Raw genomic sequence first — 21,557 nt, 5'->3', positions numbered from 1 at the left:
GATCCTGGCCCGGAACGCGGCGGCAGCCGAACTCGGCCACGAAACCGTTGCCTCCAACAGGACTGAAGTTCCCCCTCTGAGCTGGACAGCCTGATACTGGGACGGACAGTCCCGGAGGAAGCAGTCCCAGGTAGTGAGCAAGAAGAGCAACACGAGCAAGCGGTACACGGCCGAGTTCAAGCGCGACGCGGTGGCCCTGGTGCACTCGTCGGGCAAGACGGTCACCGAGGTCGCCCGGGAGATTGGCGTGAGCCCCGAGGGACTGCGTAACTGGGTCAACCAGGACAAGACCGACCGCGGCCAGGGGCCGGCGGGCGCGCTGACCACGGCCGAGCGCGAGGAGCTGGCGCGCCTGCGCCGCAAGGTCCGCGAGATGGAACAGACCATCGAGGTACTGGGAAAAGCGACCGCCTTCTTCGCGAACCGCAAGACGAAGTAGACGCAGCCACGCGCTACGCGTTCGTCGACGCGGAGAAGGCCGGCCCCGAACGCCCTGACGGCTACAGTGTCTCGCTGTTGTGCCGGGCCCTGGAGATCTCCCGCTCCGGCTACTACGCCTACCTCGCCGCCCGTCCGGCCGCCGCCGTCACAGCGCGCGAGGAGGACGAGCTGGTGGCCGAGATCCGGCAGGTCCACGAGGAATCCCGTCGTGCCTACGGCGCCCCGAGGATCACCGCGGCCCTGCGCCGAAAGGGCCGGAGGGTCAACCGGAAGAAGGTCGAGCGGCTGATGCGCGAGCACGACATCCGCGGGATTACCCGCCGCAAGCGCCGAAACCTCACCAAGGCAGACCGCAGGGCGGCACCCTCCCCGGACCTGGTCGGACGCGACTTCACCGCGGCTGAGCCGGGCACGAAGCTGGTCTCGGACATCACGTACCTGCCGACGCTCGCCGGCTGGTGGTATCTGGCGACCGTCATCGACCTGGCCACTCGCGAGGTGATCGGGTACGCGATGGCCGACCACCACCGCGCCGAGCTCGTCACCGGCGCCCTGAAAATGGCCGCCGGCCGCGGCGCCCTCAAGCCGGGCTGTATCGCCCACTCGGACCGCGGATCTGAATACACATCAGGCGAATACCGCACGCTCATATGGGAGTTGAACCTGAGACAGAGCATGGGCAGAACGGGCTCATGTTACGATAACGCCGCAGCCGAAAGCTTTTTCGGATTGCTGAAAGCGGAGATCGGGACCACCGTCTGGGAGTCCCACGAGGCGGCCCGCGCCGACGTCTTCCGCTTCATCGAGGTCGAATACAACCGCACGCGGCTGCGCAAGCACCCCGTGTATGGCTACGTCACCCCACTCGAAACCAGAGCGCTGGCGACCCACGACCTCACCCCCGCAGCGTAACCACCCGCTGTCCAGGTTCAGGGGGGAACTTCAGGGGAGTCCTCTTCGATGTCGTGGCGCAGGTGGTTCAGCCGGCCCACGGTAGTGAGGTGGCGGCTTTGCACTGGAGGCAGGGGACGGTGCGGGGTTGCTGAAGGGCGTCGAGAGCCTGGTCGAGGTCGATGGGGGCGCCGGGCTGGCATCCGATGACGTGGACGAGGCGTGCGCCGGGGTGGCCGGGCCGGTGGGGCAGGTTCTGTATCGTCCACGACGGACGTGCCCCGCCGTCGCCGGCAGGGGCCGCGGGGCGGGTCGGTACGGTGCTGTAGTCGCCGCCTTCGATGGGACGAACGTGGATGGCGTCCAGCCATACGTTGTGTTCCACGGGCTCTTGACGGCCGCCGTTCCCGGCTTGCCAGAGGGTGATGGCGACGCGGTACTGCCAGCCGTCGGGTACACGGCGCCGTTCATAAAGTGAGGCCCGAAGTTCCTGGCCGTCGGGCAGGACCACGACCACCCGGGCAACGCTTGCAGGCATTGAATCCCTCCTCACCCTGGCCAGCATTCTATTCGGGGCCGCGGTTAGCCTGTCGGTATGCCGGAGCCTGTCATCGACGACCGCATGGGCGGTCTGATCCTTCTGGGTGCCGCGGACGCTCTGTGGGTCGGCTTGACGGCCAGCAGCGCCGTGCCGACGGCTTCTGGGGCGTTCACCGGCTTTCCTGCCGATGCCCGGGTCGGGTACGTCCTGCTCGGCGGCCGTGTGGTGGCGACGGTACAGACCGGCGGTCAGCGGAAGGTTCCGGAGAGCGAGGTGCGCCGGGCGGCCGCGGAACTGAACGCGGTGGAGATGGACCCCCGGGACCTGCTCCGCATCGGCCCGTTCCGCCACCTGCCGCGGCGGCAACAGACCGAGGGAACACCACTGCGATGGCGCCATCGCATCACCCAAGAACTGCGGGAGCTGGGCGATCCCGAGCGGGAAGCACGGCGCGAAGGGGGCCGGCCGTCCCATCTGGCGGGGATCGACTGGCGCCGGATGCTCGTGGAGCAGACCCCCGACCGGACGACGCGGACGTGGTGGCTGCCGCGCGCCGTGGTCAGGCTGCTGGACGGAGCCGAGCACACCGAAACCCGGTTTCTGCAAGTCCAGGCCGCGCGGGCCCGCCGGGCAAGCGAAGCCGTCCCCGAGCCGCCCTCCCAGCGGCAGGCCCGGGCCACCGACAACCGGCAGACGACGAGCCCCGACTGCCCGACCATTTCACTGCGTCCTTACACCGGGGAGTTGGAAGGTCACCTGTACTCGGTCCTCAGCAGGAAGCCTGGCATCTCCCGCAAGGTGGCCGGATGGACGTGCACCGTCTGCGGCGCTGCGCCCGCCGGCGTAATCGACCATTGCCACGAGCACGGCTACGTCCGTGCCCCGGTCTGCCAGTCCTGCAACACACTGGAACGTCCCGACCACCTGTACAGCAACGACATCCGCGTCGCCGACCGCTACACACGCCTCTTCGACACCGACACCCTCGACTGGCTGCGCCACTGGCACCGCTGCCCCGGCTGCCGTGCCCGCACCACCCTGCCCCTGCCCCACCTTGCCGCATGGACCGCCCACACCGCCTGCCGACCACTGCGCCCGACCCATCGCGGCTCGCGCGGGCGCAAGCCCTGCGGTGTGCTGCGCGTGTCCTGGACGGGCAGTCAGAACACGCCCCGGTCCTGCCTACTCACCGTCGCTGTCGACTTCTGCCCTTCCGGCGAGCACAGGGTGCTGGCACGGGTCCCCTACCGCGAAGCCGTTGAGCGGTTTGGCATCTGGCTGGCCGATACGGCCCCTGCCGTGGCCGCCGCGGCCGGCCCCGACCGCCTCGACGGCCTCCCCGCCGAGTCCCGGCCGGTCATCGCGGACACCAGCGGCGAGGGCCTGGCGCTGTTCTGAGTGGGATCTCCCGGTCTCGTCACGGTGCCGGGTGATTCCCTTAGCCCCGGCTCGGTGAGTTTTCCACCGCGGGCTCGGAGTGCTCGCTGAGGTGCTGTCACGTTGTCCGGGTGTCTGGGATGATCTTCGGGTTGGGGTCTTCCGGGAGGGGTGGGGTTCGTGTCGTCTGTGGTGCCGTCGTCGTACGCGAATCACCGCTGCCCGGTGGAGATCATTTCGCACTGTGTGTGGCTGTACTTCCGCTTCCCGCTCTCCTTCCGTGAGGTCGAGGAGATGATGCTCGAGCGGGGTGTGATCGTCTCGTACGAGACCATCCGCCGGTGGCGCCTGAAGTTCGGCCAGGCCTACGCCAACGCCTGCGCCGGCGGCGTCCACAGCCCGGCGATAAGTGGCACCTCGACGAGGTCTTCATCAAGATCGGCGGGGTGCAGAAGTACCTGTGGCTGGCCGTGGACGCCGACGGCAACGTCCTCGACATCCTCGTCCAGAATCGCCGTGACAAGGCTGCGGCCAGGCGTTTCTTCCGCCGGCTCCTCACCTCCACCGGGCAGGTGCCCAGGGTGGTGGTCACAGACAAGCTGAAGTCGTACGGGGCCGCGCACCGGGAAGTGATGCCCTCGGTGGAGCACCGCTCCCACAAGGGTTTGAACAACCGGGCGGAGAACTCGCACCAGCCCACCAGGCAGCGGGAACGCGCGATGAAAGGCCTCCGCAGTCCGGGCGGAGCGCAGCGGTTCCTGTCCGCGTTCACCGGGATCTCACCCCACTTCCGAACCGGACGCCACCTCACGACCGCCAGTAGCCAGCGCCTCGAGATGACCGTCCGCTTCACCATCTGGAACCAGATCACCGGCGTCGCCGGCATGCCCGCCGCGGCCTGAACAACCAGCCGCCGACGGCTTCCTCACGCCCCCAGACGATCACACCACCCACAACGTGACAACGCCTTTGGAGGAGATACGGCCGAAGGGCGCCCCCGCGGGGGCGCCCTTCGGCCGTATCTCCTCCAAAGCCCTTTCGGAGCACCACGAGTCGCGCCCATCCTGCTCTGGAGGGCAGGTCGCGCGACCCCAGGGCCCTCCCCCGACACACAACATTGGAAGGAATCCATGCGCTCCCGATCACTTTTACGTTTCCGGTCTGCCCGGTCCGTCTGCTGGGCGCTGTCCGCGACGGTGATAGCCACTGCGGCAGCGCTCGGCACCGGGGTTGCGACCCCGGCCCCGAGTGTCGCCGCCACCACCGATGATGTGGTCAGCAGCCACTGGATCGGACTGGGCTACAACCAGAACCCCCAGCCGCCGAGCGGCACGAGCTGGAGCGCCGCCGACTGGAATCGGATGGTGTCCCGCACCGATTACATGAAACCGGGCGTGGTCCGGGTCATGTTCAACCTGCCCTGGTTCTGGAGCGGCACTGACGCGGGCGGCACCTACGACTTCACCAGCGCCGCCTATCTGAACGCCGAGAAGGTGATCAAGCACTATGTGGACAAGGGCGTACCGGTTGTCAGCGGGCTGTTCGGCATCGGCGACCTGACCTACACCTCCCCGAACACGGCCACCGTCCAGACGACGCTGGTCAAGCGTCTGCAGGCCGCCGGGGCCGCGCCGGCCTATTGGGTCGGTGTCAACGAGCCTAACGTCGCCAACGATTCGAAGACCCATACGTACGCCGACTGGCAGACAGCGACGACCACCCTCGCGTCCGCCTTCGCAACCGCCGGGGTGGACACCACCAGAACGGTCATCTCCGGCGCCGACAGCGCCGAGGCCGGTATCAGCTCCTACGGCGGTGACCTCGGCCGCCAGACCGCACCCGAGTGCATTTCCGGGTGCAACGCAGCCCTGGTCTGGAAGCTCGCGGCGCTCAACACGTTCACCGCGCAGATCTACGCGGACAGCCCCACCGACACGGCGATTACCTTCCAGACCTCGTCGGACGGCACAGCCTGGAAGAACCTGGCATTCGCGCCGCCAGCGCCGGTCGCCCTGGTCACCGGCAAGAACGGAGGCGGAATATGGAGCTACACGTACACCGCTTCCGGCATCACCGGCAGCAAGTACCTCCGCCTGTCCGTGGCCTCCTCGACCCTCGAGCACTCGATCGGGTCGATGCACATCGCCAACAACAACAACACGACCCTCGAGGACCCGCTCGACGATCTGACGCAGACACAGGCCGCCATGAACACCGGCACGTGGAAGGGCAACAACTCCTGGTGGCTGCGCTCTGCACAGAGCGGCCTGCTGGGAGCGAGCGAGGCCCACTTCTACGGCCAGGAGCTGTACGGCGCAGACCCGGCGTACGTCGAGCCCGTGATGAAGGAGGCGGTGTCCCAGATCCGGCTGGCGGCGCTGGGCGGTCCGGTGTTGCTGGGGGAGACAGGGATGAAGGCCCTTCAGTACCCGGACGGAAACAAGGACTACCGCTTCGCCCTTGACACGACCCAGCCGTTGCGCATGGCGGATCTGGCGGTGCAGGAAGCCCGCAGCGGCGTGGACGGAGCGGCGGCCTGGTGCCTCGACGGCTATGCCTCGACCACGTTCTGCGGGATGTGGGGGCGGGGTAACGACGACCCTGACAAGGTGTCGGCCCACTCCACGGCGCTACGGCCGTGGTTCTACACCTGGAGTCTGCTGACCCGGTACCTGCCGGCCGGGTCCACCATCCATGCGCCGGCCGAGCCGACGGGCGTGCGCGTGCTGGCTGCACAACTTCCGGGCGGAGGCTGGACGTTCGTCCTCGTCAACCGCACGTCCGTCGCACAGGCGGTGAGGCTGACCGAGCCCACCGGGTCGATCACCCTCAACAAGTACCTCTACACCGTCGGTGCCACCCCGAGCACCGACGCCAACGGCTTCCCCACAAAGGTCGGCACGCTGACGAAGGACTTCACCAACGGACACACGCTGACGGTGGGTGCCAGCTCCGTCCTGATGTTCACCACCGCGTCGTGAGCGAGCCCCCGACGACCGGGGGTGCTGTCACCTTGTTCGGCGGTCTGGGATGATCTTGGGGTTGTGGGTGTCCGGGAGGGGTGGGGTTCGTGTCGTCTGTGGTGCCGTCGTACAAGAATCACCGCTACCCGGTGGAGATCATCTCGCACTGCGTGTGGCTGTACTTCCGCTTCCCTCTCTCCTTCCGTGAGGTCGAGGAGATGATGCTCGAGCGGGGCGTGATCGTCTCCTACGAGACCATCCGCCGGTGGTGCCTGAAGTTCGGCCAGGCCTACGCCAAGGCGCTGCGCCGCAGGCGCCCACAGCCCGGCGATAAATGGCATCTCGACGAGGTCTTCATCAAGATCAACGGCGCGTCGAAGTACCTGTGGCGGGCCGTCGACCGGGACGGCAACGTCCTGGACATCCTGGTCCAGAGCCGGCGTGACAAGGCTGCGGCCAGGCGTTTCTTCCGCCGGCTCCTCACCTCCACCGGGCGGGTGCCCAGGGTGGTGGTCACCGACAAGCTGAAGTCGTACGGGGCCGCGCACCGCGAGGTGATGCCCTCGGTGGAGCACCGCTCCCATAAGGGATCCTGCTGGCCAAATGTCGTGTCCTGCGGTGAGGGCGGGCGGTTGGCATGGTGGTGGCCGGTTCTGTCGTTCCCGGCTGGTGGGGTGGGAGTCATGTCGTTGCTGCCGGAGCAGTGGCCCGAGGTCCCTGAGGTGACGGTGCGGGTCGCGCGGGCGGTGGCTGGTCGTGGGGCGCCGCCGTTGGCTATGCGGGTGCGGGATGAGCTGGGCGGGCTGTTCGCGGATGCCGAGTTCGCCGGGGCGTTCGGTCTGCGGGGCCGGCGGGGCTGGTCGCCGGGGCGGCTGGCGATGGTGACGGTGCTGCAGATGGCGGAGAACCTGACCGACCGCGCCGCCGCCCACCGGGTCCGGTTCGACCTGTCGTGGAAGTACTGCCTTGGCCTGGAGTTGGAGGACGTCGGCTTCGATGCCTCGGTGCTCTCGGAGTTCCGCACCCGGGTGGTCGAGCACGGCCTGGAGGAGCGGGTACTGGATCTGCTGCTGGCGGCATTGAAGGGCAAGGGCCTGGTCAAGGCTGGGGGTAAGCAGCGGACCGACTCCACCCACGTGCTGGCGGCGGTGCGGGACCTGAACCGCCTCGAGCTGTGCGGGGAGTCGGTGCGGGCCGCGCTGGAGGCGCTGTCCGCCGCGGCCCCGCACTGGGTGGCGCAGGCCGTGGACGTCCGTGGGTGGAACCGCCGCTACGGGCGGCGCATCGACGAGAGCTGGCGTCCCGCCAGCTCCAAAGCCAAGCGGGACGAACGGCACTGTCACGTTATCGAGGGCGTGATCGTTTGATCGCGCGTCAGGGCGTGGTGAGGTGCCAGCGGTCTGCTGTTCAGGCCGTGGCGGGCATGCCGGTGGCGCCGGCGATGTGGTTCCAGATGGTGAAGCGGACTCTCATTTCGAAGCGGTACCGGCCGGCCGTCATCAGGTGTCGGTGGGGCACTGTCACCTTGTTCAGCGGTCTGAGATGATCTTGGGGTTGTGGGTGCCTGGGGAGGGGTGGGGTTCGTGTCGTCTGCGTCGCCGTCGTACAAGAACCACCGCTACCCCGTAGAGATCATTTCCCACTGCGTGTGGCTGTACTTCCGCTTCCCGCTCTCCTTCCGTGAGGTCGAGGAGATGATGCTCGAGCGGGGCGTGACCGTCTCCCACGAGACGATCCGGCGGTGGTGTCTGAAGTTCGGGCAGGCATACGCCAACAGCCTGCGCCGACGCCGCCCGAAGCCGGGCGATAAGTGGCACCTGGACGAGGTCTTCATCAAGGTCCACGGAGTGCGGAAGTACCTGTGGCGGGCCGTGGACGCCGACGGACACGTCCTGGATATCCTGGTGCAGAACCGTCGGGACAAGGCTGCGGCCAGGCGTTTCTTCCGTCGGCTGATGAAGACGACCGGGCAGGTGCCCCGGGTGATCGTCACGGACAAGCTCCGCTCTTACGGGGCTGCGCACCGTGAGGTGATGCCCTCGGTCGAGCACCGTTCCCACAAAGGGTTGAACAACCGGGCGGAGAACTCCCACCAGCCCACCAGGCAGCGGGAACGCGCGATGAAAGGATTCCGCAGCGTCGGCGGGGCGCAACGCTTCTTGTCCGCGTTCACCGGAATCTCACCCCACTTCCGGCCCCACCGGCACCTGATGACGGCCGGCCGGTACCGCTTCGAAATGAGAGTCCGCTTCACCATCTGGAATCACATCGCCAGCGCCACCGGCATGCCCGCCACGGCCTGAACAGCAGACCGCTGGCACCTCACCACGCCCTGACGCGCGATCAAACGATCACGCCCTCGATAACGTGACAGTGCCCACGGCAGGGCACTGTCACCTTGTTCGGCGGTCTGGGATGATCTTCGGGTTGTCGGTGTCCGGTGAGGGGTGGGGTTCGTGTCGTCTGCATCGCCGTCGTACAAGAACCACCGCTACCGCGTAGAGATCATTTCGCACTGTGTGTGGCTGTATTTCCGTTTCCCGCTCTCCTTCCGTGAGGTCGAGGAGATGATGCTTGAGCGTGGCATCGTCGTCTCCCACGAGAGCATCCGGCGCTGGTGCCTGAAGTTCGGGCAGACGTACGCGAACGCGCTGCGACGGCGGCGCCCGCGGCCGGGCGATAAGTGGCATCTCGACGAGGTCTTCGTCAAGATCGGCGGGGTGCAGAGGTACTTGTGGCGTGCCGTGGATCAGGACGGCAACGTCCTCGACATCCTGATGCAGAACCGGCGTGACAAGCCGGCGGCCAGGCGTTTCTTCCGCCGGCTCCTCACCACCACCGGTCAGGTGCCCAGGGTGGTCATCACGGACAAGCTCCGCTCGTACGGGGCTGCGCATCGTGAGGTGATGCCCTTGGTGGAGCACCGTTCCCACAAGGGGTTGAACAACCGGGCGGAGAACTCCCACCAGCCCACCCGGCAGCGCGAACGGGCGATGAAAGGGTTCCGCAGCGTCGGTGGAGCGCAGCGGTTCCTGTCGGCGTTCACCGGGATCTCACCCCACTTCCGACCTCACCGGCACCTGATGACCGCCGGCCGGTACCGCTTCGAAATGAGGGTCCGCTTCACCATCTGGGGTCAGGTCACCGGCGCCGCCGGCATGCTCGCCACGGCCTGAGCGCTGGACCAGAACGGGCCCCGGCATGCCCTGACGCACCCTCAAACGATCACACCCCCGACAACGTGACAGTGCCTCTCCTCGACCTCACGGAAGGAGAGCGGGAAGCGGAAGTACAGCCAGACACAGTGGGCGATGATCTCGGCCGGGTAACGGTGGTTCTTGTACGACGGCGTCCTTGACGACACGATCGGGCCCCTCCCCAGACAGACCAACCCGAAGATCATCCCACCGCCACCGACAACGTGACGGTGCCGCGAAAAGGATGCAACAGGTCGGGGCTCCCCGGCACCGGAGGACCGGTGCCGGGAACGCGGTCAGGATCGTCGCGCCGGGCTGAGGTGGACGCTGATGTGGTACCTCGAGTTCGCCGGGTCTTCCGGGTTGAGCAGCGTGTACACCGCATACCCACTGGCGTTCCGATACTTGCCGGTTCCCCCGGTCACGGCATCCTCGGACGCCTCCGGGGGACCCTGGAGCTCGGTCCACGCACCCTGAAGGGTGATCTCGCCGTCGGGGGTGTCGAGGGTCGAGTTGCACTGCGTGACCCGCCGCGAGGCGTCCGGGGCAACCTCCAGGTAGAGGCACTGCCACCGGTCGGACCCGTAGTCCACCTCGCGGTCGCCGACGAAGCGCGTGAGGCCGCCGACTCCCCCGATCAAAGTCCCCGCCTTCGATGCCCCCGGCGGGCTCTGGAAGTGACTCGTGGGATGGGTCTCGAGTTCGAGTACGACCTCCTGTTCTCCCCGGCCCGGATCCGTCTCCGCGACCGCGATCCCCGTCATGGCGGTGGTCAGGAGCGCCGCCGCCGACATGGTTGCGGCACAGGTGGCCAGGCGGGACTTGTTCCTTGAGTTTGTGCTCATTTGCTTCCTCACGTCACAGCGGTTCGTCGATGTCGATGCTTTGGCAGTGCAGCCCCACCCGCACCCGCTGGCGCCGAGGACTAGGCTGTTCGGCAGAGGCTGAACGCAACTACGCAGATGTCCGTCACAGCGAAGCAAGCCCAGGCCCTCATCATCGGAGAGGCACATGGGCATCGTCGGGGACAGTCTGGAGCGGGCGGGACAAGCACACAGCACCCGCCCGATTCCCAAGTCGGCGGGAGCGCAGATGCGCTACCTGGTCAAGCAGCACAAGGGCTCCACCAAGCAGGTGGCCGCGCTGCTGGGGGTGTCACAGCGCACGGTCGAGCGGTACGTGAAAGACCAGATTAAGCACCCCAAGCCCGCGCTGGCCGACCGTATGGCGGCCGAGGTGCGCCGCCGCTGGCAGCCCCTGGTCCGCAAGCGGGCCCGCGCCCAGGCCGCGACGCAGACCGGGCTGACGGTCGAGACCCGGGCCCGGTTCGGGTTCACCGCGGCCCCTGGGTCCACCGACGACGGACGCATGCGCAGGATCACCCAGCACCTGCCGCCGGAGCTCGCCGGCCGGCTGCTGGCCGCCCACGACGCAGGCGCCACCGAAGCCGACCTCCAGCGACTCGCGGCCGAAGGCCTCCAAGAGGCCTACTTCCAAGACGGCGGCCGCCGCGCACAAGGGCTCCTGGTCGAGTTCACCGACATCGACTACATCGACATTGCCTACTGACTCCCCGGCCTGGCACGGCTCCGGCGGAGCTGCCCTGGCTCGAGAAATCGGCGGCACCACCACCTGATCCTGTGCGGCAGCGGCGCGGATAGAGTCGGCGCAGCCCGCGCCGATATGGCGTGCGTGGGTCAGGCCCGGTGCCCGCTTCGATCGGGGGCAGTACCGCCGGGCCGCCCCAAGCGTCCTCCCGTCACGTTCCGCCGGTCTCCTGGGACCACACGGTCGGCCCGCCGCCGCGCCACTCGATGAGCAACGGGTCGTCCAGGCGCACGGTGTCCGGGTCGAGGCCGGCCCGCCGCAGGAATTCGAGAAGGTCGGCGGGGCCGAGAGCCCGGCAGAGGACGATGCCACGCTCGAGCATCATCTCCTCGACCTCACGGAAGGAGAGCGGGAAACGGAAGTACAGCCACACACAGTGCGAAATGATCTCGGCCGGGTAGCGGTGATTCGCGTACGACGGCGTCCTCGACGACACGAACGGTCCCCTCCCCAGACGGACAGCCCGAAGATCATCCCACCCCACCACCGACAACGTGACAGTGTCGCCGAACAAGGTGACAGTGCCCTCCAAGGGACACGACCGGAAAATCCTGCCCGAAAGGCTACCGGTTGGGGAACGCGGCGATGGGGGCGCCTCCGTAGGCTGGGGTAACTTTCCACCTTGCCGGAGGCGGGCGTATGACTGAGATCGGATATAATCGCGAAATGGCGGGGGTAGTCTACGTTGCCTCTCATGGAGGGCTGCTTGCGACAAGTGGCAAAACATTCGTGCCCGCTGGGCTGAGAGTGCTGTTCTATGCCAAACCTGAGACGCGTCTGGACGGCCTCGTGGGGGCTCGGGTGCTGGAGATTCTCCACGATGTAGGACAGGAAACGTTTTTTGGGGTGAAGGATGGCTCGGTATGCGTAGACAACTACACGCTGCAGGGCTTCTCCGACCTTGACGTGAGTATTCGGACGCAGCTCGCCGGCGTGGAGGCCGAGAGTGCTTCGCACGCGCCGCGACTGTATTTTGTCGGCGGTAACCACCTGCCTGCCAGCCTGACTCAGCTGTGTTCCGCACCGCATGCATGCCGCCCGCCCCGGCATCGCTGCGATGGAATTTTCGGCACGCTGGGTTCTTTCACGGAGATCAGGATTTCTTGCTGTCGTGGCCGGCGGGGCACCCAGAAAAGTACGACGGAACTCTCCGGTGATCGGGACCCTCGGACCCTGCACAGGGATTACGCTAGGAGCCAGGCATTTAGCTGGCTCATTGTGGATGTCCGAAGGAACGCCGTAACCACTGATGAAGCAAAGCTTCATGCTGCCAAGACCTACTTCGACGAGCTCGACCCCAAGGAGCAGGCTAGAGTCCTAGCCGACTCCCCCCTTGCCGAGATTTGGTTTGAGATAGAAACCGCTCGAGATCATTGGCAAAAGGAAGGCGACTGGGGTCTCTACGTATATTACCTAGCGAGCACCGAGAAGGTACGCGCCGGAATTCGCGAGAATCCATTCCTTAAGAACATCATCGTGGCATGCAGAGACCGTTCGAAGGCGTTGTGCAGCGAGGAGGGGAAAGAGTGGTTCGCTATCCTGCCCACTCGGGATCAGCGGTGGATCACCAAAATCGCCACGGGCTCGGAGGAATGGGCCAGGGCGCAGTTTGCCAGCAAATCCCTCAACGAGGCAGGCGTCCGTGCCCTGAGTGATGCTGGACGGCTCCTCAGCGCCTATATGGCGCTGAGGAAGCTAACGCAACGAGACCGTATCATCGCAGCCTATTGCGAAAACTCGCCGGAAATGATCCGACTGGCTGCTGCTGGGCAGGAGGTTCAGGCTCGATGGTCCGATGAGAACACGAGGGATGCCGACCGCCAGGCGGAATGGGACCTGTTGCCCGCGGAGGAACGCGAAGCCCTGATCCAGCTGGTCCCAGACGTGGTGGCAGACTGGCACACACGCGAGTACCTGCGGGGGGCTCGTGCTCAGTTCCCGGACCTGTGGACCCTGACTGCCTACTGCTGGCTACTGAGCCAGCCCGAGGACCTGCAGGAGGCCGCGGCCGTCCACTCGGACTGGACCGCTCTCATGCTGCAGGCCCTGGACGTTCTGGTCCGCTGGGCAGATCATGAGCGCAGCGACGCAGACCGTCTGGCGGAGTGGAACACGTGGCCTTCGGAGGAACGCGAAGCCCTGACCGGACTCGCCCCGGACGCTGTCGTCGCCTGGAAGCTCCGTGTTGGCATCCCTTGAGCGGCACCGGTACTAGGGCCCGTTCTAGGTTCGGATCACTGTTCGGCTGAACCGGCCATCTGATCAACCTCGGGCTGGTAGACGTAATCGGGTGACGCGTGGTGATCTGACGGATTCCGAGTGGGAGTTGATCGAGCCGCACTTGCCGCTGGGTGAGCGCGGACGGCAGTGAGCCTTTTCCAACCTGCTTCTGGTGTGCGGCCGTTGGGCTAACAGCGTGGTGAAGCCCCTGGTAGATGGGTTTTCGACCAAGAGAACCGGCTCCACCAGGGGCTTCGCATGCTTGTCTACCCGTCGGGCGTCGACGTGTCCAGCTCCGCCCTCCGCTTCCTCGCGCAGCAGCTGCGGCGCCACCGCCGCGCCATCGGCTCCCGGTGGCGACGTCTGACCGCTGGCCGCCAGGCCCTGCTCACCCTCGCCCATCTGCGGATGGGACATACCTACGCCCAGCTCGCGGCCGGTTTCGGCATCGGAACCACGACGGCCTACCGGTACATCACCGAGGCGGTCAATCTCCTTGAGCTTCCCCCGGGATGCGGGATGTGGTGACAGGGGTTCAGATGGCACTGTCACGTTATCGAGGGCGTGATCGTTTGATCGCGCGTCAGGGCGTGGTGAGGTGCCAGCGGTCTGCTGTTCAGGCCGTGGCGGGCATGCCGGTGGCGCCGGCGATGTGGTTCCAGATGGTGAAGCGGACTCTCATTTCGAAGGGCACTGTCACGTTATCGAGGGCGTGATCGTTTGATCGCGCGTCAGGGCGTGGTGAGGTGCCAGCGGTCTGCTGTTCAGGCCGTGGCGGGCATGCCGGTGGCGCCGGCGATGTGGTTCCAGATGGTGAAGCGGACTCTCATTTCGAAGGGCACTGTCACGTTATCGAGGGCGTGATCGTTTGATCGCGCGTCAGGGCGTGGTGAGGTGCCAGCGGTCTGCTGTTCAGGCCGTGGCGGGCATGCCGGTGGCGCCGGCGATGTGGTTCCAGATGGTGAAGCGGACTCTCATTTCGAAGCGGTACCGGCCGGCCGTCATCAGGTGTCGGTGGGGTCTGAAGTGGGGTGAGATTCCGGTGAACGCGGACAAGAAGCGTTGCGCCCCGCCGACGGTGCGGAATCCTTTCATCGCGCGTTCCCGCTGCCGGGTGGGTTGGTGGGAGTTCTCCGCCCTGTTGTTCAATCCCTTGTGGGAGCGGTGCTCGACCGAGGGCATCACCTCACGGTGCGCAGCCCCGTAGGAGCGGAGCTTGTCCGTGACGACCACCCGGGGCACCTGCCCGGTCGTGGTGAGGAGTCTGCGGAAGAAACGCCTGGCCGCGGCCTTGTCGAGCCGGTTCTGCACCAGGATGTCGAGCACGTTGCCGTCGGCGTCGACGGCACGCCACAAGTACCTCTGCACCCCGCGGATCTTGATGAAGACCTCGTCCAGGTGCCACTTATCGCCCGGCCGCGGGCGGCGCCGGCGCAGGGCGTTTGCGTAGGTCTGGCCGAACTTCAGGCACCACCGGCGGATCGTCTCGTAGGAGACGGTCACACCCCGCTCGAGCATCATCTCCTCCACCTCACGGACAGGGCTTGATCAAGTTCCGTGGGTGTCCGGATCGTGGGTGATGCCCAGGATGCCGAGTGCTCGTTGCGGTTCGTGGCGGATGGCTCGGGTGGTCTTGGCGATGTTGGCGGCGCCGAGGGTTTTCAGGGCGCCGATGGCGAGGTTGCGGAGAGTTGCCATCGCGCGGGGTGCGGTTCGGGTGTGGACGGTGGAGGCGTCCTCGGCGAAAGTGACGTCCCTGGTGTGGTGCGAGGAGTTCTCGATGCCCCAGTGCCCGCGGATTGCGGCGGCCAGGTCGGCTGGGGTGGCTTGGTGGGCGTCGAGGCTGGTGACGGCGTAGACGCTCTCCCGGGTCTCGCGCTGGCCGGTCTGCTTGCGGCGCCGGTGGATGCGGATGGCCAGGCGGGCGTGGGGAAAAGCGATCCCGCCGAGTTGGTCGGGGACGGCGCAGGTCTTGACCGAGCGGGACTCGCGCCTGCCGTGCCCGGTGGCGGAGGCGGTGTGCTGGATGGAGATGTCCCGCCACGGCAGGGATGCGAGCTGGCGGTGAGCCGTCGGCTGGTTGGTCTTGATCACGGCGATGTAGTGGGCCTTCTTGGTCTCGACCAGCCAGGTGATGTTCGCTCGGACCGAGTGGAGGGCGTCGAAGGTGACGACGGTGCCGGCCAGGTCCAGCGGTGTCAGAAGCGGTTGGAAGTGTGTGGTCTCGTTCGTCTTCGCGCCGACCTCCACCTGGGCGATGGTGACGACGGTGCCGTGTGTGACCGCGGAGAGCAGGTGTCGGCGCTTCGCGGTGAGACGGGCTGATCCCTTGAGTGCTTTGCCGTCGACAGCGATCACACGCAGCCGCTCCGACGCCGAGGGTGGTGTCCGGGTGGGCTCGGTGGCAGCACGGTGCCGGTCGGCCAGGTAGGCGCCCACCGCCCGGTCCAGCACATCGCCGTCGACAGCCCCCAGCACGCGACCGATCGTGGCCGGCGACGGGGCGCGCCGCCATCCGAGCAGGTGACGGCGGATACCGATCACTGTCAGGAGTGTGTCCGAGGCGCGCTGGCCCCACTCGGCGAGCTCGTCGATGCTCCTGGCTCCCGAGACGACCGCGCAGGCACACACCAGCAGGACCGCGGTCAGTGAGTACCAGCGGCCCCGCAGTGAGCGCGGATCGGGCACTGCATCGAAGTAGGGGCGCAGATCAGCGACCCGGTCAGCGTCCAGCGGACCCAGCCTCACAAGCACGGCCGGGACGGGAGAAGATATGGCAGCAGGCACGGGCCACCTCATGATCAACGGGCGTAGACACCCAAATGATCACGAAGCCCGCGCCTGCTCCTCTAACCACCCCAACCCGTCACAACACCGACCGGCTCGCACGACCCCGGAACTTGCAACCGCCCTGCCTCACGGAAGGAGAGCGGGAAGCGGAAGTACAGCCACACACAGTGGGAAATGATCTCTGTCGGGTAGCGGTGGTTCTTGTACGAAGGCGACGCAGACGACACGAACCCCACCCCTCACGGACACCCACAACCCCAAGATCATCCCAGACCGCCCGAACAAGGTGACAGTGAGCCTTTTCCAACCTGTTGGTCGAGCTGGGTAGTTGGGCTGACAGACAGGTGAAGCCCCTGGTAGATGGGTTTTCGACCAAGAAATCCGTCTCCATCAGGGGCTTCGTGTGCTTGTCTACCCGTCGGGCGTCGACGTGTCCAGCTCGGTCCTTCGCTTCCTCGCTGCCCGCCTGAGGGAACACCGCCGCGCTCTTGGCACCCGGTGGCGGCGCCTGAGCGCGGGCCGACAGGCCTTGCTCACCCTCGCCCACCTCCGCAACGGACATCCGTATGCCCAGCTCGCGGCTGGTTTCGGGGTCGGCACGACCACCGCATTCCGTTACATCGCCGAGGCGGTCGAGGTCCTGTCGGCCCTGGCTCCGATGCTGGCCGAGGTGGTCAGGGCGGCGTCGATGAAGGCGTTCGTGCTGTTGGACGGGACGCTGCTGCCGATCGACCGGATCGCTGCCGACCGGCCCTTCTACTCGGGCAAACACAAGAAGCACGGGATGAACGTGCAGGTCATCGCGGATCCATTCGGCCGACTCCTGTGGGCCTCACCCGCTCTTCCCGGGGCCGTGCATGATGTCCGCGCGGCCCGCGGGCACGGCATCATCGACGCGTTGACCGGGGCCGGCATTCCCTGCTGGGCCGACAAGGCCTACCAGGGTTCCAAGGGCACCGTCCGTGTTCCGTACCGTGGTCGCTGGGAGACACTTTCCGCAGGTCAGCAGGCTGCTAACCGATCCCATGCACGCATCCGGGCTCTCGTGGAACAGGCCATCGCCACCCTCAAGTCCTGGCGCCTCCTACGCAAGCTCCGCTGCTCGACCACCCGCATCACCAGCCTCGTCCAAGCTGTCCTCACCCTGCATCTGGCCAGCTCAGGCTGAGGTTGGAAAAGGCTCAGTTACGGCAGCCGTAGATCTGGTGTTCTCGCAGGTCATGGTGGCCGCGGGGTCCGGTTGTGGGCGTGGGTGCGGCCACCGTGATCATGAAGCTTTGTGACGAGACATCATGAGACGGTGGCCGCGACGGCGCGGATAGCCGTGCAGGAGTGGGCGGGTGTCTTCGGGGCTGCGATGGGCGCCATCGCGGACTGCTTCAAGCGGCGTGAACCCCGTCAGGCCGCGGCCGAGCTGACGTCGGGCCTGTTGATGGAGCTGGAGACCCGCAATTGCTGGACCTTGGCCGAAGCTGTGGGTCACCGGAGCCCGGACCGGTTCCAGCACCTGCTGGCGCGGGCGAAGTTCGACCACGAGGCGGCCCGCAGGAAGATCGCCGAGCAGGTCGCCGTGCACCTTGCCGGTCAGGAGATCGTGTTGGTCGCGGACGAGACCGGCGACGAGAAGGCGTCCGAGTACGCGGTCGGAGCGGCCCACCAGTACTCCGGGGCGATCGGCGGCACGGCGAAGTGCCAGGTCGCGGTACACCTCGTAGCGGTGACCGCGAGGATACGCGTGATGATCGACCGGAAACTCTACCTGCCCCAGGGCTGGGCGGCCGACGACGAGCGCCGCGAACTCGCCGGGGTCCCTGATGAGCTGGAGTTCTCGACGAAGCCGGACCAGGCCGTCGCCATGGTGCGCGACGCCCTCGACGCCGGCGTCCGGGCCGACTGGTTCGCCGGTGACGAGGTCTACTCAAGCCGGGCACTGAGGCACAGCATGCGCGAGATGGGGCTGGGCTATACGGTCGCGGTCAAGCAGAACCAGAAGGTCACCTTGCGCTCCGGTCTGCGCATCGAGGCCCGGAAGACGATCAACACACTCACCTCCGGGAACTGGATGCGCATGGCCACCGGCCAGGGCGGAAAGGGGACCCGCGAGTACTACTGGTCCATGATCGACATATGCCCGGACGACACCCCGGAAGGACACGAGCCCGGGACGTCCGCACTGATCGCTCGCAGGCATCGCTACACCCACGAGACATCGTTCTACCTCTGCCACCACCCACAGCCTTTCACCCTCGCGAAGCTGATCGAGGTGATCTGCCGCCGCTGGGGCGTCGAGGAAGCGTTTCAGCTGGGGAAGTCCTTCGTCGGCCTCGACCAGGGCCAGGTGACCTGCTGGAACTCATGGCACCGCTGGTCACTGTTCTCCATGATCGCCTCGATCGTCCTCACACTGACCCAGACCGCCACCACGGCCCGCACCGCACCCGACTGGCCCCCCGACCTCGCCCCGGTCTCCTGCCCCGAACTCCTCAAGCTGCTACGCACCTCAGCCCTGCCACGCCCGGCCCGCGACAACGAGCACGTAGTGTTCTGGTCCGCCTGGCGACTCCACCATCAAGCTGTCGCCCAAGCCTGCCACCGACAACGCCACCACCGCCACGACCAACCCTGACCAGGGGCAACGCCACGGCAGCACGATCTACGGCTGCCGTGTCAGTGCCCGACTATGAATTAGCCCGGTGAATTGGGTGCGCCAACTTACCAACAGGTCACAATGCCCCAACGGTTCACAACCCCACGGGGGCAATCCTCGTAAATTTCCGTACTGAAACCAAAAGCGTCGACCGCTTCCTTAACCCTAGAATGCTCCTGACTTCCCTTGCTCTGACTGGAGAGCGGACCAAGGAAAGAGATAACTCGCGCATTCAGTGGGACGCCATTAAATAGACTATGTAGATTGACATTAACAATTCCACCCCACCCGTGATATCCTCGCATGTCACTGTAGGAGCCATCCGGCTGCCTATTCCATAGGGCGACGATGCTGACGCAGTCCCCCATGCCGTCTTTCCCGGTGTCAATTAGATGCTGGTGCGCCGGCAGGTCTTGCGCAAATCCATTTATGTCCTGCATGCGGAGTTCCATCAAGGAGTCCTTTGGTTGAGATGCTTCAGTCAGCTAAGGCTGGATGGGGATCGTACTCACCGACCCCCTGGGATGGTGTCAATCATGGGATCGGCAACTGTTCACGCCAATCCTGAACGGGAAGCGGAATAACGAACGTTTCTGCCTCTACAGGCCGTGATCATGCACGTTGGTGCGCCTGGGGGCACCGTCACGTTGTCGGTGGCGGTGGGATGATCTTCGGGTTGGTCTGTCTGGGGAGGGGCCCGATCGTGTCGCCTGTGACGCCGTCGTATGCGAACCACCGTTACCCGGTGGAGATCATTTCCCACTGTGTGTGGCTGTATTTCCGTTTCCCGCTCTCCTTCCGTGAGGTGGAGGAGCTGATGCTCGAGCGCGGCATTGTCGTCTCGTACGAGACGGTCCGCCGGTGGTGTCTGAAGTTCGGGCAGGCGTATGCGAACGCTCTGCGCCGGCGACGGCCGAGGCCGGGTGACAAATGGCCTTACGTTGTTGGACGGGTTGATCGAGCCATTCGTAGGGTTGGGTCGCCCAGGGGTGCTGGGTGTGGCTGACAAATGGCTGCCGTCTGTGGCTTCAGATGCTTTGCCGCCCGGCATCCCACGACGACCGGGCCGCTGATTGGGAAGTGCGAACAAGTCGCTGCGTAAGGCAATGCCGGCGAGGTCGTCCGTGGCACATACCTGCAGACACGACCTCATGGAGCGCGATGAGCCGGATATGGGCGGGAACCGATTGCGGCAAGACCGGGGATGTACACATGATTGTGTGAGTTGGTGATGGTTAGGTCTGGATGGTCTGGTTCCTTCCTCATCAGGGAGTAACAGGCTGTGACGATCATGCGGGTAGATGAGCAGGGCGACGGGCGGGATGTGGAGGGTAGGGAGGCGGCGGCTGGGCGGTTGGCCAGGGTGCTGTCGCCGGAGACGATTGACGGGCTGGTTGTGGACGCCATGGAGTCCGGGATGGGTCTGGACGGGGCCGGCGGTCTGTTGGGGCAGATGATGAAGGCGGTGCTGGAGCGGGCTCTGCAGGTCGAGATGGCCGATCATCTGGGCTACGAGGCCGGGGACCGGGCGGGTCGCGGGTCGGGGAACCACCGCAACGGTGTGTATCCGAAGACGGTGACCACGACGGCCGGTCCGGTCACGGTGGACGTACCGAGGGACCGCAACAGCTGAGGTGCCCCGAAGTTCTCGGACAGGGGCCCAATAGGGTTGTCCTGTCAAGGGAATGAGGAAGCACGAAGTGGCACCGCCCAGCAAGTACACCCCGGAGTTCCGCGAGGAAGCAGTCCAGATCGCGCTCCGCTCCAGCAAGACCGTCTCGGAGACAGCCCGAGAGCTTGAATTGAACCCGGAGACACTCCGGGGCTGGGTGAAAAAGTTCCAGAAACGGCGTGAGCCGGCCGCTGACGCTGAGCTGACGGTGAGTGAACGCGCCCGGTTGAAGGAACTCGAACGCCGCATTCGCGAAGTCGAGATGGAGAACGCCTTCCTGAAAAAATGCGCGGCGTACTTCGCGAAGGATCCCCGGTAGCACGCAAGTACGAGTTCATCGAAACGATGCGACTCGACACCGCGGAGTACGTATTTTCTGTCGAGTTCATGTGTGAGCGGCTCGACGTGTCCAAGTCCGGCTACTACGACTGGCGACGCCGTCCTGATTCTGCGACGGCTCAGCGGCGCGAGGAATTGAAACTGCTCGTCAAGAAAGCCTTCGAGGTGTCCGACAGTACGTACGGATACCGGCGCATCCGCGCCCAGCTGGCGCGCTGGGGGCACGCCGCCGGCCTGGAGCTCGTGCGCCAGCTCATGCGTGAACTGGGCCTGATGCCCTGCCAGCCCCGCCCGAAGCGGTTCAGCCTGACCCAGGCTGCGGCGGGCGCAGTGCCCGACCTCGTCGGCCGGAACTTCACCGCCGACACCCCGGGTGAAAAGCTCGTCGGAGACATAACCTACATTCCGACTGGCGAGGGCTGGCTTTATCTCGCGACGGTCATCGACTGCTGCACGAAGGAAGTCATCGGGTATGCGATGGACGACCACTACCAGACGCCTTTGATATCCCGGGCCATACGCAACGCAGCCCGCAACAGGAAGCTCACCAAGGGGGCAATTTTTCACTCCGATCGCGGAAGTAACTATATGTCAGCCGAGTTCGGGAAGGCGCTGAACCGGCTCGGCCTCCGCAGATCGTCTGGGCGCACCGGGATCTGTTTCGACAACGCGATGGCCGAATCGTTCTTCGGAACTCTGAAGAACGAGCGTGTCTCACGTGTGACTTACCTGACCCTCGAGGCCGCCCGGCAGGACATCACTCGCTACATCGAATTCTGGTACAATCGCAAACGCCTTCACTCGGCTGTCGGTTACCGGCCTCCGCAGGAAGTCCACGCCGAGTATGCAAGGTTGCGAATAGCCGCGTGAA

Annotated in this window: 15 protein-coding genes and 9 pseudogenes; 17 read left to right on the top strand and 7 right to left on the bottom strand. The window is 65.9% G+C overall.

The genetic code is table 11. The annotated features are described in order from the left end of the window. Positions 1–133: 133 nt before the first annotated feature. Both OG435_RS47370 and OG435_RS47365 read left to right on the top strand, forming a co-directional pair. A complete protein-coding gene (locus tag OG435_RS47370; RefSeq protein WP_266874782.1) occupies positions 134–439 on the top strand; it encodes a transposase in 306 nt (101 codons plus the stop codon). Positions 440–474: 35 nt separating this feature from the next. Continuing rightward, positions 475–1,353, top strand: a pseudogene (locus OG435_RS47365) (IS3 family transposase); the annotation flags it as partial. A gap of 67 nt (positions 1,354–1,420) precedes the next feature. Here OG435_RS47365 and OG435_RS47360 read toward each other — a convergent pair. Further along, positions 1,421–1,870, bottom strand: a complete 450-nt coding sequence (locus OG435_RS47360; RefSeq protein ID WP_266887859.1) for a DUF6233 domain-containing protein — start codon at positions 1,868–1,870, stop codon at positions 1,421–1,423. Between the two features lie 57 nt (positions 1,871–1,927). Here OG435_RS47360 and OG435_RS47355 point away from each other — a divergent pair, with 57 nt between their 5' ends. The 7 genes and pseudogenes from OG435_RS47355 (at position 1,928) to OG435_RS47325 (ending at position 9,389) form a co-directional block, all read left to right on the top strand. Beyond that, entirely contained in the window at positions 1,928–3,271 is a 1,344-nt protein-coding gene (locus OG435_RS47355; RefSeq protein ID WP_266887857.1) for an endonuclease domain-containing protein, read from the top strand. Between the two features lie 159 nt (positions 3,272–3,430). Then, positions 3,431–4,152 (top strand): annotated as a pseudogene (locus OG435_RS47350) (IS6 family transposase). A gap of 369 nt (positions 4,153–4,521) precedes the next feature. Continuing rightward, a complete protein-coding gene (locus tag OG435_RS47345) occupies positions 4,522–6,231 on the top strand; it encodes a hypothetical protein (protein WP_266887855.1) in 1,710 nt (569 codons plus the stop codon). A gap of 89 nt (positions 6,232–6,320) precedes the next feature. Beyond that, a pseudogene (locus OG435_RS47340) lies at positions 6,321–6,803 on the top strand (IS6 family transposase); the annotation flags it as partial. A gap of 93 nt (positions 6,804–6,896) precedes the next feature. Further along, complete coding sequence (locus tag OG435_RS47335) at positions 6,897–7,580, top strand: transposase (protein WP_323188050.1); 684 nt, start codon at positions 6,897–6,899, stop codon at positions 7,578–7,580. Between the two features lie 216 nt (positions 7,581–7,796). Beyond that, complete coding sequence (locus OG435_RS47330) at positions 7,797–8,516, top strand: IS6 family transposase (protein ID WP_266887853.1); 720 nt, start codon at positions 7,797–7,799, stop codon at positions 8,514–8,516. A gap of 153 nt (positions 8,517–8,669) precedes the next feature. Beyond that, on the top strand, positions 8,670–9,389 hold the full coding sequence (locus OG435_RS47325; protein ID WP_266887851.1) for an IS6 family transposase: 720 nt from the start codon (positions 8,670–8,672) through the stop codon (positions 9,387–9,389). Between the two features lie 41 nt (positions 9,390–9,430). On the opposite strand, the gene OG435_RS47320 is transcribed toward OG435_RS47325, so the two are convergent. After that, positions 9,431–9,577: a hypothetical protein gene (locus OG435_RS47320; protein ID WP_430625869.1), complete on the bottom strand. Its 147-nt coding sequence runs from the start codon at positions 9,575–9,577 to the stop codon at positions 9,431–9,433. A 129-nt stretch (positions 9,578–9,706) separates the two neighbouring features. Then, the gene (locus tag OG435_RS47315; protein WP_266887849.1) at positions 9,707–10,255 is read right to left on the bottom strand and encodes an allene oxide cyclase barrel-like domain-containing protein; all 549 of its coding nucleotides are present in this window, start codon (positions 10,253–10,255) and stop codon (positions 9,707–9,709) included. A 166-nt stretch (positions 10,256–10,421) separates the two neighbouring features. On the opposite strand from OG435_RS47315, the gene tpg reads away from it, so the two are divergent. Further along, entirely contained in the window at positions 10,422–10,979 is a 558-nt protein-coding gene (tpg, locus tag OG435_RS47310) for a telomere-protecting terminal protein Tpg (RefSeq protein ID WP_266887847.1), read from the top strand. 337 nt (positions 10,980–11,316) lie between these two features. Here tpg and OG435_RS47305 read toward each other — a convergent pair. Beyond that, a pseudogene (locus OG435_RS47305) lies at positions 11,317–11,454 on the bottom strand (IS6 family transposase); the annotation flags it as partial. 230 nt (positions 11,455–11,684) lie between these two features. On the opposite strand from OG435_RS47305, the gene OG435_RS47300 reads away from it, so the two are divergent. Then, complete coding sequence (locus OG435_RS47300) at positions 11,685–13,217, top strand: hypothetical protein (RefSeq protein WP_266887845.1); 1,533 nt, start codon at positions 11,685–11,687, stop codon at positions 13,215–13,217. A 279-nt stretch (positions 13,218–13,496) separates the two neighbouring features. Continuing rightward, positions 13,497–13,736: pseudogene (locus OG435_RS47295) on the top strand (helix-turn-helix domain-containing protein); the annotation flags it as partial. 414 nt (positions 13,737–14,150) lie between these two features. On the opposite strand, the pseudogene OG435_RS47290 reads toward OG435_RS47295, so the two are convergent. From OG435_RS47290 to OG435_RS47280, 3 genes and pseudogenes are all read right to left on the bottom strand, one after another. Then, positions 14,151–14,774 (bottom strand): annotated as a pseudogene (locus OG435_RS47290) (IS6 family transposase); the annotation flags it as partial. A 12-nt stretch (positions 14,775–14,786) separates the two neighbouring features. Further along, the gene (locus OG435_RS47285) at positions 14,787–15,992 is read right to left on the bottom strand and encodes an ISAs1 family transposase (protein WP_266874681.1); all 1,206 of its coding nucleotides are present in this window, start codon (positions 15,990–15,992) and stop codon (positions 14,787–14,789) included. 161 nt (positions 15,993–16,153) lie between these two features. Beyond that, positions 16,154–16,255, bottom strand: a pseudogene (locus OG435_RS47280) (IS6 family transposase); the annotation flags it as partial. Between the two features lie 176 nt (positions 16,256–16,431). On the opposite strand from OG435_RS47280, the gene OG435_RS47275 reads away from it, so the two are divergent. The 5 genes and pseudogenes from OG435_RS47275 to OG435_RS47255 all read left to right on the top strand — a co-directional run bounded on the left by OG435_RS47275 (position 16,432) and on the right by OG435_RS47255 (position 21,556). Continuing rightward, positions 16,432–17,196, top strand: coding sequence for an IS5 family transposase (locus OG435_RS47275; RefSeq protein ID WP_266887841.1), 765 nt, complete (start codon positions 16,432–16,434; stop codon positions 17,194–17,196). 111 nt (positions 17,197–17,307) lie between these two features. Next, positions 17,308–18,654 carry an IS701 family transposase gene (locus OG435_RS47270; protein ID WP_266887838.1) on the top strand — a complete coding sequence of 449 codons (1,347 nt, stop codon included), beginning with the start codon at positions 17,308–17,310 and terminating at the stop codon, positions 18,652–18,654. A gap of 685 nt (positions 18,655–19,339) precedes the next feature. After that, positions 19,340–19,609: pseudogene (locus OG435_RS47265) on the top strand (hypothetical protein); the annotation flags it as partial. 420 nt (positions 19,610–20,029) lie between these two features. Continuing rightward, positions 20,030–20,299, top strand: a pseudogene (locus OG435_RS47260) (transposase); the annotation flags it as partial. A 61-nt stretch (positions 20,300–20,360) separates the two neighbouring features. Beyond that, a protein-coding gene (locus OG435_RS47255; RefSeq protein WP_266874684.1) for an IS3 family transposase occupies positions 20,361–21,556 on the top strand; the annotation gives its coding sequence in 2 pieces (ribosomal slippage) (positions 20,361–20,640 and positions 20,640–21,556; 1,197 coding nt in all). Position 21,557: the final 1 nt, after the last annotated feature.

This window comes from Streptomyces sp. NBC_01264 (assembly GCF_026340675.1).
GTDB lineage: Bacteria > Actinomycetota > Actinomycetes > Streptomycetales > Streptomycetaceae > Streptomyces.
The sequence above is the reverse complement of the archived record's forward strand: the minus strand, read 5'-3'. Positions and strand labels throughout refer to the sequence as shown.